Source organism: Acinetobacter sp. S4397-1, from assembly GCF_024129285.1.
GTDB classification, from domain to species: Bacteria; Pseudomonadota; Gammaproteobacteria; order Pseudomonadales; family Moraxellaceae; genus Acinetobacter; species Acinetobacter lwoffii_C.
Genome location: NZ_JAMXXZ010000006.1, coordinates 85,754 through 98,603, shown reverse-complemented (window position 1 = coordinate 98,603; position 12,850 = coordinate 85,754). Strand labels below are relative to the sequence as shown.

At 47.7% G+C, this 12,850-nt stretch carries 12 protein-coding genes; 5 read left to right on the top strand and 7 right to left on the bottom strand.

Features of this window, described 5'->3' with window-relative positions; all coding sequences use genetic code 11:
• Positions 1-84: 84 nt before the first annotated feature.
• The 6 genes from ftsZ to murG all read right to left on the bottom strand — a co-directional run bounded on the left by ftsZ (position 85) and on the right by murG (position 7,168).
• Positions 85-1,272, bottom strand: a complete 1,188-nt coding sequence (gene ftsZ / locus NI467_RS05420; RefSeq protein ID WP_151205301.1) for a cell division protein FtsZ — start codon at positions 1,270-1,272, stop codon at positions 85-87.
• Between the two features lie 159 nt (positions 1,273-1,431).
• A complete protein-coding gene (gene ftsA, locus NI467_RS05415; protein ID WP_151205300.1) occupies positions 1,432-2,694 on the bottom strand; it encodes a cell division protein FtsA in 1,263 nt (420 codons plus the stop codon).
• Between the two features lie 87 nt (positions 2,695-2,781).
• Positions 2,782-3,618, bottom strand: coding sequence for a cell division protein FtsQ/DivIB (locus NI467_RS05410; protein ID WP_151206905.1), 837 nt, complete (start codon positions 3,616-3,618; stop codon positions 2,782-2,784).
• 3 nt (positions 3,619-3,621) lie between these two features.
• Positions 3,622-4,551, bottom strand: a complete 930-nt coding sequence (locus tag NI467_RS05405; RefSeq protein WP_253151500.1) for a D-alanine--D-alanine ligase — start codon at positions 4,549-4,551, stop codon at positions 3,622-3,624.
• 58 nt (positions 4,552-4,609) lie between these two features.
• Positions 4,610-6,058 carry a UDP-N-acetylmuramate--L-alanine ligase gene (gene murC / locus NI467_RS05400; RefSeq protein ID WP_151206907.1) on the bottom strand — a complete coding sequence of 483 codons (1,449 nt, stop codon included), beginning with the start codon at positions 6,056-6,058 and terminating at the stop codon, positions 4,610-4,612.
• Positions 6,059-6,070: 12 nt separating this feature from the next.
• Positions 6,071-7,168: an undecaprenyldiphospho-muramoylpentapeptide beta-N-acetylglucosaminyltransferase gene (murG, locus tag NI467_RS05395; protein ID WP_253151498.1), complete on the bottom strand. Its 1,098-nt coding sequence runs from the start codon at positions 7,166-7,168 to the stop codon at positions 6,071-6,073.
• 613 nt (positions 7,169-7,781) lie between these two features.
• Here murG and NI467_RS05390 point away from each other — a divergent pair.
• Positions 7,782-7,961: a hypothetical protein gene (locus NI467_RS05390; protein WP_253151496.1), complete on the top strand. Its 180-nt coding sequence runs from the start codon at positions 7,782-7,784 to the stop codon at positions 7,959-7,961.
• Between the two features lie 341 nt (positions 7,962-8,302).
• Here the strand turns inward: NI467_RS05390 and gshB are convergent, their stop codons facing one another.
• On the bottom strand, positions 8,303-9,253 hold the full coding sequence (gene gshB, locus NI467_RS05385) for a glutathione synthase (protein WP_253151494.1): 951 nt from the start codon (positions 9,251-9,253) through the stop codon (positions 8,303-8,305).
• Positions 9,254-9,382: 129 nt separating this feature from the next.
• Here gshB and NI467_RS05380 point away from each other — a divergent pair, with 129 nt between their 5' ends.
• The 4 genes from NI467_RS05380 (at position 9,383) to NI467_RS05365 (ending at position 12,747) form a co-directional block, all read left to right on the top strand.
• Complete coding sequence (locus NI467_RS05380) at positions 9,383-9,583, top strand: DUF3565 domain-containing protein (RefSeq protein WP_253151492.1); 201 nt, start codon at positions 9,383-9,385, stop codon at positions 9,581-9,583.
• 122 nt (positions 9,584-9,705) lie between these two features.
• The gene (locus NI467_RS05375; protein ID WP_253151490.1) at positions 9,706-10,113 is read left to right on the top strand and encodes a hypothetical protein; all 408 of its coding nucleotides are present in this window, start codon (positions 9,706-9,708) and stop codon (positions 10,111-10,113) included.
• Between the two features lie 41 nt (positions 10,114-10,154).
• Positions 10,155-11,906: a multicopper oxidase domain-containing protein gene (locus NI467_RS05370; protein ID WP_253151487.1), complete on the top strand. Its 1,752-nt coding sequence runs from the start codon at positions 10,155-10,157 to the stop codon at positions 11,904-11,906.
• On the top strand, positions 11,893-12,747 hold the full coding sequence (locus NI467_RS05365) for a copper resistance protein B (RefSeq protein WP_253151484.1): 855 nt from the start codon (positions 11,893-11,895) through the stop codon (positions 12,745-12,747). Before NI467_RS05370 ends, NI467_RS05365 begins: the two co-directional genes overlap by 14 nt.
• Positions 12,748-12,850 lie beyond the last annotated feature (103 nt).

Below are 12,850 nucleotides of genomic sequence, written 5' to 3'. Positions count from 1 at the left end.
CATATTTGGCCATTGATAAAAAACAAAAGGTGGCCTAAAAGCCACCTTTTATGTGCAAACATCGTAAACACATAATGTTACATGTTACTTACGCTGTTGATTTTTAAGATAATCCTGAATACTCATTGGGGTAGGACGTGGACTGGAAACTGAAGAAGTATTCACCACTGCCGCTCCTTCTTGATGCTGGCGCTGAATCGCAGGAACATCATCATCTTCAACTACAGCCTGTGGCGCAGCATTTGGGCGTGTAGCCTGTGCCGTGCTACGTTTTACCGGTTCTACCGAGTCAGCAGAGTTACGTGTTAAACCCGTTGCTATCACAGTCACACTAATTTCATCACGCGCATCCGGATCAAAGACCGTACCATAGAATACCTGACCTTCGTCCAGATCAACGATCTGGTTCACTACATCTGTGATTTCCTCAATTTCACCGAAGGTTACATCATCCCCACCAGTCACGTTAATCAGGATGCCTTTAGCATTCATGATCGTCACGTTGTCAAGCAATGGGCTGCGGATCGCCTGCTCTGCTGCCTGACGTGCACGGTTTTCGCCACGGCCCAGACCGACACCCATCATGGCATAACCACGGGTGCTCATAGCGGTTTTCAAGTCGGCAAAGTCAAGGTTAATATGACCTGGACGTACCACTAAATCAAAAATACTGCGTACTGCATTGAGCAGGACATCATCGGCTTTTTTATATGCATCTTTCATTGAAATATCACGGAAGACTTTCAATAGACGCTGGTTGGGAATAATGATCAGGGAGTCTACATGCTGCTCTAGCGCTTCAATACCCTTTTCGGCAGATTGCAGACGGCGTTTACCTTCAAAGTTAAAGGGCGTGGTCACCACACCTACCGTCAGGATACCCATTTCTTTGGCAATCTCAGCCACCACCGGTGCTGCACCCGTACCTGTACCACCGCCCATCCCGGCTGTGACAAATACCATATCGGTACCTTCAAGCTGCTGACGGATCAGTTCACGGCTTTCTTCTGCTGCTGTCTGGCCGACTTGCGGATTTGCACCAGCACCAAGACCTCGGGTACTTTGCTCACCCAGCTGAATCTTGAATTCGGCTTCCATGCGGTCAAGCGCTTGCTTATCTGTATTTGCACAAACAAACTTTACGCCTTGGATATCTGACTGCAACATGTGCTGAACAGCATTACCACCCGCGCCACCTACACCAAATACAGTGAAACGGGCTTGACCATTGCTATCACTATGATCGTCTTCAAAAAATTCAAATGAGGCCATGACCTATAAAATTCCTAATTCATAATTGGCAGTCACTAAGCCCGTACACTGCCTTAATCTTAATAAAATTGTTTTTAAGAATGCTGCTCAAGCTTAAACTTGTCAAGTATCTGCCCGATTAGCTACAACTTCTCAACAATATTCACAAAAAAAGTCGACTTAAAAAATAGACTTCAAAGTATCGTTAAAACCAAACCAAGCTCTTTTGACACGCCGTGCCAGTGATAATTGTTCTGCTTCGTCCGGTTCAACGATGGTATCTTGCGTATCGCTCTGGCTAAACATCAGCAAACCCGCTGCCGAGGCATATTGCGAACGGCGTAGTGCAGCCTGATGCTGCTCATCGGCATAAACCTGGACTGGCGGATTACCCAGATGCGCTGAGACGCCCATACTGCGGCGGACGAAACTCACCATGCCTTCAATATGACTGGCATCTCCGGTTAGTACCACACCATGATACAGGCCTTGTAATGCACCGCTATTCACCAGTTCCTCGCGAACCATGCCTATAATTTCTTCATAACGTGCAATAATAATTTCTGCCAGTTCAATCCGACTAATGGTCTGCGGGCCATCAATCCCCTGGAACTGGATCATATGTTCCGGCTTCACCACTTTCAGATCCACGCAGCCATATAACAATTTAAGGCGTTCGGCTTCTTCCGTGGTAGTTTGCAATACGGCAGCAATGTCACGGGTAACATGTTCTCCGCCACGCTGGAAGGTATGCGTTAAAGCCAGACGCCCATCCAGATAGACGGCGATATTGGTGGTTCCTGCGCCAATATCTACCAAGCATACGCCATATTCTCTTTCATCCTTAAGCAGACTGGCTTCAGCTGTCGCCAAAGATGAAATCACCATTTTTTCTACACCAATATTGGCCCCTTTTAACGCGCGATCAATATTCTGCATAGTACTGATTGGCAACATCATTAAATGGTAATGTCCGACCATTTTGTGTGCAGACATACGGATCGGATTCAGTACCCATTCCGGGGAATCATCTAGCTCAAAGCCGAGCGGCACCGCACTGACCAGATAATAGTCTGAGGTGACATGACTGGCTTTGGCCAGTTCTAGCGCCCGCACTACTTCGCTGGTGGTAATCGAGTGTTCGCTATTATCGATATTCGTACGGCCTGATGCATAAAAACTTTTTAATTCCGCACTCGGAATTGAGACCCAGGCAGAGTGGACACGACATTCGGCCATATCTTCTGCTTCTTGTACGGCGTTTTTAATGGCGGTAATGACTTTATCGAGACTAACAATTTTCCCTTTATTCATGCCTCGGTTACGAGCGGTCGCCATACCAATAACTTGGATATTGTCTGGCGCATGTACCTTACCAATCAAAACTGAAACTTTGTGTGTCCCAATGTCAATCGCCACAACCGAGGGAACAGCTTCATTCATTATTAACTACTACCATTACGTGTTTGTTAGATTTATGGCTTTAAGGCCTCTAATTTTTAAAGCCGATCATTATGGCTTTAGTGTGAGCTAATTCTCAACGCCCGTGTCATTAATGGTTACAATAAAGTCACCATTTACAATTTTAGGGGGTGACGAATTTTTCCACTGAATAGCCAATCCATTACGATAGCGCAGGTCGATGGCAGAAATTCTGGACCACACCGGCTTTAAGTCACTCTGAGCCAACTGGCTCAAACGTTGCAGCTTACTCATGGTCTGGTCTTTGTCAACAATGACGCGCAAGCCGGAATCAAATTGCATAAACCAGGTCATTCGTTCGGTTAAATAGAGTTCTTTTAGACGAATACCCTGGGGTAAGAATAACTGATTAATTTCATTATAACGGCGCATCATGGTATTGGCATGTGTAGAGGGCCCATGCAGCAACGGTAACTCAGAATAATTCTTTGGCGTGACTTCCGAGAAAATGATACCACTGTCACTCAGCAGACGTCCGGTACCCCAGCGCGCAATCGCATGATGCGGCATGACCCGTACCCGAATGGCATCCGGCCAGGCACGTGAGACCACCACCCGATCGACCCAAGATAGTTCCAAGGCCTGATCACGGATTTTCTCCAGATCTGAACTAAAGTAGTTTTCGGTCATCAAGGGTGCAATATGCTGCATGACCTGGCGTTCCTCAGCCGCTGAACGGGTGCCGGCCACCTTCAGTTCAGCAGTTTCGGCATGGGTCATTACATTATACAGCCCGAAAATCCCGCAAGCCAAGACCACCAATGCCACCAACAAGAATACCCAGCCTCCGAAGTTGGTCAGCTTTTCTTTGGGCGTTGGTGGCTTATCGTGAATTGACGTAATCGCAGCACGTTTACGGCGCATGGATGCAGGAAGTTGAGCCATAGTCTAGTATGCCGTACCGGTTAAAGTCTGTTCCAGAATCGCGACACAGAGCTCATCAAAACTGTAGCCGACTGCTGCTGCTGCTTTAGGCACCAGAGAATGGCTGGTCATGCCCGGGACAGTATTCACCTCTAGCAACCAGAAATTGCCTTGTTCATCCTGCATCGCATCAATACGTCCCCAGCCGCTTGCACCCACTGCCTGAAAAGCACGAAGTGCCAGCACCTGCAAGTTCTGCTCTTCTGCTTCTGTCAAGCCGCACGGAATGCCATATTCCACATCATTGCGGTTATATTTGGTTTCATAGTCGTAAAAAGCCACATCCTTAGGAGGCTGCAGGCGAATGACTGGCAGAGACTGTCCATTGAGTAAAACAATGGTAAATTCACGTCCCATAATCCACTTTTCTGCCATGACCACTGCATCGTGCTCAGTCGCTTTCACAATAGCTTCGCTAAAGTCTTCAATTTTTTCGACCTTACTCATGCCGATACTGGAACCTTCATGCACCGGCTTGATAATCAGCGGCAGACCCAAAGCCGCCACAATTTCTTCAGGATCCGAGTCTTTGCTCACAATACGATAAGGTGCTGTCGGCAGCTCCGAACCCTGCCAGACCTGCTTGGTCTTGACCTTGTCCATACCGATGGCAGAACCCTGCACCCCTGTGCCGGTATAAGGCACATTTAGCCATTCCAGCGCACCCTGAATCTGACCATCTTCACCACCGCGGCCATGCAGCACAATAAAAGCACGATCATAATTGACCAGCTCTGTGATGCTACGTTCCTGCGGATCAAAGCGCTCAGCATTAACACCTGAACGCACAAGTGCCTCAAATACAGCTGTACCACTATCTAGAGAAACCTCACGCTCTGCAGATTTACCACCCAGCAATACGGCTACTTTTCCAAATTTTGAAGCATTTGACACGTTTATATCCTTAAACTTTTTTCAATCTGATCTATTCAATCTCGCCACATCAGACGGATTATTTTACATATAAATGATTCTGGGCAAGTTCGAGCGAGATGGCTCCCACATTACCTGCGCCTTGGGTTAATAACAAGTCATTTGCTTGCAAGACCTTGTTCATCACCTGACTCAGATTCCCCTCAACCGTATCGATTAAAATTGGTTCAACTTCACCGCGTAAACGGATACTGCGCGCCAGGGCACGACTGTCAGCCCCCACAATCGGCTTTTCTCCGGCAGGATAGACATCCAGTAATAACAGCTGATCGACCTGCGACAATACATCGACAAAGTCATCAAAGCAGTCACGGGTACGGCTAAAACGGTGCGGCTGGAACATCATGACCAGACGGCGGTCCGGGTGGCTTTGACGTGCAGCTTTAATGGTGGCTTCCACTTCTTTGGGATGGTGACCATAGTCATCGACCAGCTGGACATCACCACCGTCGATCTCAAATGCACCTTGCACCTGGAAGCGACGACCGACTCCACTAAACCCTTCCAAAGCACGGCAAATTGCGGCATCAGAGACCCCCTCGTCCGTTGCAATGCCAATCGCGGCCAAGGCATTCAAGACATTATGCAGACCGGGCTGATTGACGGTAACGTCTAAAGGTTCACGGTCTTTACGCAGCACGGTAAAATGTGTACGCATCCCGTCCTGATTGACATTGACTGCACGAATGTCGTTATCTTCATTAAAACCATAGGTCAGCACCGGACGCGCAATACGCGGCATGATTTCCCGGATATTGGCATCATCGCCACACACCACGGCCAGACCATAAAATGGCAGCTTGTGCAGGAACTGAATAAAGGTATCTTTGAGCACATCGAAACTGCCCCCATACGTATCCATATGGTCGGCATCAATATTGGTCACAACGGCTGCCATCGGTTCCAGGTGCAGGAAAGAAGCATCTGACTCATCTGCTTCTGCCACGATATAACGGCTCGCACCCAAAGCAGCATTGACCCCCGTACGGTTCAGCAGACCGCCAATCACATAGGTCGGGTCCATGTTTTCTTCAGCCAGCATGCAGGTAATCAGACTGGTGGTGGTGGTTTTGCCATGGGTACCTGCGACTGCAATCCCATGACGGTAACGCATCAGTTCACCGAGCATTTCTGCACGGCGCACTACCGGAATACGATTCTCAATCGCCGCCTTAATTTCCGGGTTTTCCTGGTCAATCGCTGTAGACACCACGATGACATTGGCACCCTTGATATTGTCCGCTGTATGGCCGATATAGACCTTGATGCCATTTTCTTCCAGCTGAGCGGTGGTTTTAGACGCTTTAATATCTGAACCGGAGACTTTATAACCCTGGTTTTTGAGTACTTCCGCGATCCCGCACATGCCTGCACCGCCAATCCCCACAAAATGTATGTGTTTGATACGGCGCATTTCCGGCACTTTAATTAATTTCTTTGCTTGTTCAGCTGGCGTGGTTGGAGACATAATTTACTCGGATTACAATTCTTGAATGAAACGGACCACTTGTTGGGTCGCATCGGGTTGAGCCTGACAACGTGCTTTGACCGCCATCTCCATCAATAACTGACGGTTCAGCATCGACTCTAATAAGGTTGTTAAACTTTCTGGCGTCATACTGGCCTGTGGACAGATTTTAGCTGCGTTCAGATTGGCCAGGAATTTTGCATTTGCAGTTTGATGGTCATCAACGGCACTTGGTAATGGCACAAAAATTGCCGCCACACCGGCAGTTGCAATTTCCGTCACCGTTAAGGCCCCCGCACGGCAGATAATCAGGTCGGCATCACTATAGGCCTGGGCCATATCTTCAATAAAAGGCTGGACGTCAACCTGCAGATGAGCCGGTGCATCGGCATAACGTGCCCGGGTCGCCTCGGCCTGATTCTGGCCACACTGATGATAGATGTTTAGAGGCATCTGCAACTGTTTCAGGGCCTCGGGTACCCGCTCATTTAAGGCCTGTGCCCCCAAAGAGCCGCCAACAATCAGAATCCGTAGCGGCTGACCGGCTTTTTCCCGCTCCTGATAACGCCAGGACGGATTTAAAATTTCGGTAATTTCCTTGCGTACCGGATTGCCTGTGGTCACCACTTTGAGTTGTGCCGGGAAAGTCTCGGGAAAGGCCTGGCATACAGTTTTCGCCACACGCGATAATTGAGTATTGGTAAAGCCAGCGACCGCATTCTGTTCATGAATGAGTACCGGAATCCCCAGAAGACGTGCCGCCAGCCCCCCCGGTCCGGCCACATAGCCGCCAAAGCCAGCGACTGCATCGACTTTCAGACGCTTCATATGCTGCATGGCACTTAAAGTAGCTTTTAAAATTTTAAAAGGTGCCAGGGCTTTACGAACAAAACCGTTACCACGTACCCCTTGAATATCAATTTGATAAATAGGAATGTGATGATTTTTTAATAGACGGTTTTCCATGCCTGCCGGGGTCGCCAACCAAGACACTTGAATGCCTTGTTGTTGTAAATCTTTTGCAACGGCTAACGCTGGAAACACATGTCCACCCGTACCTGCGGCCATCATCATGACATGTTTAGGCTGTTTTTGTTGAGCGTCAGTCACGGTCTAATTCTTCAATACTAAAAATGGAACAGGAAATCTGATTTTAAGCAATCAATTGTAATCACAATCGTCAGGCCTTGAAAGGATATTTACTTTATTTCAACACGCCTTTAATTGTTTTTTTCATGCGAATTGAAAGTTTAAACTAGTTTTATTATCAGGTCTGCACTTTTCCATAGACTTCAGTGAAGTATCATGATCATTTTAAACTGTTTTCTGACGAAGAGAGTTATAGGTATAAAGAGACGATGACTTGGTTCTGCAAGGTTTTCTCTGGACAGTTGATCCTCTCTGCCGTCCTAGTGGCTTGCTGCGCTAAGGCTTAAAAAAATATAAATTTCGTTCATACTTCATGTTCTTCATACGTCATCAGTTTTTCTCAACTCACTCCTCGATTGCTTAGGGTTTGTTCGCAGTTCATACATAGATTACGCAATAAGCTAAACCTGAGCAGATAGGCCTAAAATGAAGAGACCAGGGGCAAGTTTCATAGCGAAATCTGAGAGAGTTTTGGTTACAAGAACAAAAACAAAGCATCGCTTGGTGCACCGCCCAATAGAGAACGAGCATAAATGAATTGCCAACAGACCCTAAATGGATTAACGCATTAGCGATGTCAACACTATCAATTCGTGATGTATGGATTATTTTGGCCGGCTATTTGGCGGCCGTATATGTAGGCAAACTTTTTGCAGTCATTCCCATCCCTCAACAGGATTTAGGCGGGAGCTTTACTCAGGCCGGTTCCTCGCTGGCTCTGGCACAGGGCGATGGCTATTTGCTCTGGGAGTGAGACATTTGCAGAGAAATTGCGCTTCAAACGCGGTCTAATGCTGGCTTTGATCATTTAGGCGGAACAGTATGACAGGAGGCTGGATTCAACCAACCGCAGCTTTATAATTTTTCTGCCTTATTGAAGGGATCGGATTTCTTAGCCTTGCTGTATACGCACCCGCTATTTTAAAACGCATCCGCCCACCGGACACACTAAATTTTAACAGGGCCCATAATTACAGCCAGTCTTGCCCTGCTAGGCATATTAACAACGCTGCGGTTAGTGGGGGTGAGTTAAGCGCTCTGCCCCATAAAAAAAGAGCCTGATTTCAGGCTCTTTTTAAGTTCCTAGATTCGCATTTAAACCTGACTGGCCCGACCGGCTTCAAGTACGGCAAACAGATCGTCCGCAATCGACGTGCCAAACTGGTCATCAATCTCACGAATACAGGTGGGACTGGTGACATTAATTTCTGTGACATAATTGCCAATTACATCCAGTCCAACAAAAACCAGTCCTTTTTCACGTAAAAATGGACCAACTTTCGCTGCAATGGCCTTATCATTGTCCGTAAGTGGGCGGGCTTCTCCACGGCCGCCTGCAGCCAGATTACCGCGCACTTCGCCATTTTGTGGAATCCGGGCCAGACAATACGGCACCGGTTCACCATCAATCATTAGAATACGCTTATCACCATCGACAATTTCCGGAATATAGCGCTGTGCCATAATCGGCTGGGTGCCATTATTGGTCAGTATTTCAATGGTTGAACCAATATTAATCCCATCCTGATAAAGACGGAAAATTCCGGTGCCCCCCATCCCGTCTAGCGGTTTTACAATCACATCCACATGCTGCTTCAGGAAATCACGGATCAAACTTTGCTGTGAAGTCACCAAAGTAGGAACCTGCAGTTCCGGGAACTGGGTCGCAAACAGCTTTTCATTACAGTCACGTAAGCTTTGGGGCTTGTTGATAATCCACGCCCCTTCACGTTCTGCCTGCTCCAGAATATAGGTGGTATAAACAAAGTTCATATCGAATGGCGGGTCTTTACGCATTAACACCACGTCATAGCTGGCCAGCGATTCTTTTTGTTTTTCGCCCAGCTCATAATAGTGCCCATAGTCTTCAAACACCTGTAATGGCGCGATCAGGCCAAAGGCTTTTCCCTGATCGATATATAAATCTTGCTGTAATGCATACCCTAATTCATGCCCACGGCGTGCCGCAGCCCATAGCATCGCCATGGTGGAATCTTTTTTCAGGTTTACATTTTCGATGGGGTCCATCACAACAAGTACGCGCATGTGTCTATGCTCTTTTTAAAAATGACTTGGCGAGCAGTATAGCCTGTGTGAATTCTTTTGTTTATGGTGATTTTGCATGACTTGTTTTGTATAAATACAAAGAGTTCTTGGGATAAAAGGAAAGTAGCAATGCAGCAGGCAATTATCGGCTTTCACCTGGATGAAGATCATCACTGGGTGGCAGAACTGGCATGTGGGCATGGGCAGCATGTACGCCACAATCCCCCCTGGCAAAACCGTCCCTGGGTAATAACCGAGCAGGGCCGTCAGGAAAAACTGGGGCTGCTCTTAGACTGCAAAAAGTGTGAGGAAACCGGCTCAATGGCTTAAGAGAAAAACCTAAAATCTCTCTCCCCTGCCAATGCTCACAAAAATCATGCAATTCCAGATTTGCTAATTTGCAGAACTATGCTTATGCTTTTATGGCTTCAGTATGCAGCAAGATAAGGTCAATGTTCGGCACACGGTTTGTAAAACAGCTCTGGTTGATGCTGCTGATGGTATTTGCCATCGGCTGGAGCGGTGTGTCTGTAGCATCCACCAAAACCATGCACCTGATCTTGCCTGCTGAAACCACCACCCATACGATGCCAATAGCAGCCAATCATGAGTTTCTGGATTCAGCTCATGAATCGCAGGCCTTTGCCTCGAGCCACTGTGACTCTGGAATCGCCACGCACCAGGACTGTCTGGATTGTGGCTATAGTGCCTGTCAAAGCCTGATCACGGGCTTAAATATGCATCCGCCTGAACTGCACAGCTTTAATATCCAGTTCGCAGAAAAAACCGCCCTCCCCATTTATAGCGCCCAGCATCTCGCCGGTTACTGGCAGGAAATTTTACGTCCACCCAAAGCTTGATCCTGATTTTTTAAATTTTTTATTAAATGAAGGATAAAGTTATGTTGATTAAATTTTCCCAATACCTGTGTCTGGGCATCTCGCTGATGTCGCCGTCTGCCATATTTGCAGCCGTGAAAGAATATCATCTGGTGATTGATGAAAGTCCGGTCAATCTCACGGGTAAAACCGTGCAGCGGATTAGTGTCAATGGCCAGTTCCCTGCGCCACTGCTTGAGTTTGAAGAAGGCGATGACGCGGTGATTCATGTCAAAAATAACCTGAAACATCAGGATAGCTCGATTCACTGGCATGGGCTGCTTTTGCCTGGCCTGATGGATGGTGTGCCTGGATTTAACGGTTTTCAGGGCATCAAGCCCAAGCAGGAATTTACCTATCGCTTTAAGGTTCGCCAGCATGGTACTTACTGGTATCACGCCCATTCCAAAGGTCAGGAACAGGACGGCTTATATGGTGCTCTGGTGATTTATCCCCAAGCCCAAACAGCGCTTCCTGCACATGAAAAAAACGAACGCGAATATGTAGTCATGCTGTCAGACTTTCATGAACAGGGCAGCCAGCAAATTCAGAATAACCTGAAAAAATCGGCCGAGTATTATCAAAACCAGCGTGAAACCCTGAGCGATGTCTGGAAACAGGTCAAACGTGATGGCCTTAAAGCAACCTGGTCGGACCGCAAAATGTGGAACCAGATGCGCATGCTAAAAACCGATCTTTCAGATGTCACGGGTTATACATTTTTGGTCAATGGAAAAACCCCGCAACAAAACTGGACGGGACAATTCCAACCGCATGAAAAAGTCCGGCTACGTTTTATCAATGCCTCCGCCATGTCTTTCTTTGATGTGCGTATTCCGCATCTGAAAATGACTGTGATCAGTGCAGATGGCCAACCGGTACAGCCAGTAGAAGTCGATGAATTCCGTATCGGCACGGCAGAGACTTATGATGTGGTGGTCGAGCCTACAGCTGCCCATTACCAGATTGAGGCCGAATCTATTGACCGTTCTGGTTTTGCGATTGGTAGCCTGCATAATGCTGCATTTCCAGCCAATACAGCGATGCATCTGCCAGCCTCACGCCCACGCGCTTTACTCACGATGGAAGATATGGGGCATGGCCAGGAACACAGCAACATGCAAGGCAGTGAACACTCGTCTATGCAACATACTGTAGCTAACGCTGATCAACACAGCCAACACAGCCAACATCATGATGCTCCGGCTTCTGCCCCAGAATCACAACCGGTCTATGGCTGGGCCAATGCCTCCACACCTGTTGGGCATAAAGCCTTGCAATATAGTGACTTAAAATCCCTGACCCCCCAAGCGGATACCCGCCCCGCAGAGCGTGAACTGGTCATTCGTCTGGGTGGAACCATGGAGCGCTATATCTGGACCATTAATGGTAAAAAGTTCAATGAGGCTGAACCACTGCAGGTCAAGTTTGGTGAACGGATCCGCCTGAAGTTTATCAATGACAGCATGATGGCACATCCCATGCATTTACATGGCATGTTTATGCAGCTGGAAAATGGCCAGTCTTCCTCGATGATGCCCAACAAACATACGGTAGTCGTACCGCCAGGAAAAACGGTGACCACCTTATTAACTGCTGACGAACTGGGAGAATGGGCAATTCATTGCCATCTGCTCTATCACATGAGTGCCGGGATGATGAACAAGCTGATTGTGGCGCAGGTCGATGACACTATAGCATCAGCGCCCACTGCTTCCCCGAAGTCCACAGTTAAACTGGCAGCCGAGCAAGGAGAGAACCATGCACATCACTAACCTCTTGTTAAGATCTATGTTAAGCACTGCCCTTAGCTTGGCCAGTTTCGCCACCATGGCAGCCAATGAACCTCATCATCACGGGCAGACAGCTCATGCTCCTCTGGTCACCTTACCGCAGCAACCTGAAAGGCAGCCGGCGATCAACGCTTCGGATAGCACACATGATCACCGTCAAGAACACGGTGGGCAGATTTATAGCCGGCTGGTACTGGACCAGAAATGGCAACTTAACTCAGATGGGGATGGCGCATTAAAATCAGACAACGAACTGCGGATCGGGACTGATGAAAACAAGTTGGTACTCAAGCTCCATGCAGACAAAGCCGAGTCTGCACAGGCCGAATATGATATCAAGACTTTATATAGTCGCAATATTTCAGACTTCTGGGATGCTCAGGCCGGCTTACGCTATCGTCAGGAAAATCTGGCTGCTCCTTCTACAGGCCAGCAGGTAGAACGTCTGGATGCTGTCTTTGGCTTGCATGGCTTGGCACCCTATTTTTTTGAAACTGAGGCATATCTGTATATTGGCGAAGATGATTTTGTCGGTCTCAGCCTGGAAACAACGCGTGATCTGCTACTCAGCCAGAAGCTGATTATACAACCTTATGCCGAACTGGATGTGGTGCTGCAGGATCAGGCACGTAATGCCAAAAAGACTGGCCTAAGTCACGCAGTTCTTGGGCTGGAGACCCGGTATGAAATCAATAAAAAAGTCATGCCCTATGTAGATATTGCCTATCAGTACGCTAAGGGAGATGACAAAACAGCCTGTCAGGAGAGTACAGACTCGGAACAAGGCTGGTGGTATGGCGCAGGCCTGAGAATGATCTTCTAAAGCCATCAGGTGAAGGATTTAACCTGAGTGAAGTAGCACAACGATTTCCGCGAAGTTCACAGCTTTCACTTGTTTTAATAAGGTTTTAAATTAGATTGCTGTG

Coding starts and splice junctions, on each gene's coding strand:
- ftsZ (WP_151205301.1), bottom strand. CDS start 1,272: ATGGCCTCATTTGAATTTTTTGAAGACGATCATAGTGATAGCAATGGT.
- ftsA (WP_151205300.1), bottom strand. CDS start 2,694: ATGAATGAAGCTGTTCCCTCGGTTGTGGCGATTGACATTGGGACACAC.
- NI467_RS05410 (WP_151206905.1), bottom strand. CDS start 3,618: ATGGCTCAACTTCCTGCATCCATGCGCCGTAAACGTGCTGCGATTACG.
- murC (WP_151206907.1), bottom strand. CDS start 6,058: ATGTCTCCAACCACGCCAGCTGAACAAGCAAAGAAATTAATTAAAGTG.
- NI467_RS05390 (WP_253151496.1), top strand. CDS start 7,782: ATGTCAACACTATCAATTCGTGATGTATGGATTATTTTGGCCGGCTAT.
- gshB (WP_253151494.1), bottom strand. CDS start 9,253: ATGCGCGTACTTGTTGTGATGGACCCCATCGAAAATGTAAACCTGAAA.
- NI467_RS05380 (WP_253151492.1), top strand. CDS start 9,383: ATGCAGCAGGCAATTATCGGCTTTCACCTGGATGAAGATCATCACTGG.
- NI467_RS05375 (WP_253151490.1), top strand. CDS start 9,706: ATGTTCGGCACACGGTTTGTAAAACAGCTCTGGTTGATGCTGCTGATG.
- NI467_RS05370 (WP_253151487.1), top strand. CDS start 10,155: ATGTTGATTAAATTTTCCCAATACCTGTGTCTGGGCATCTCGCTGATG.
- NI467_RS05365 (WP_253151484.1), top strand. CDS start 11,893: ATGCACATCACTAACCTCTTGTTAAGATCTATGTTAAGCACTGCCCTT.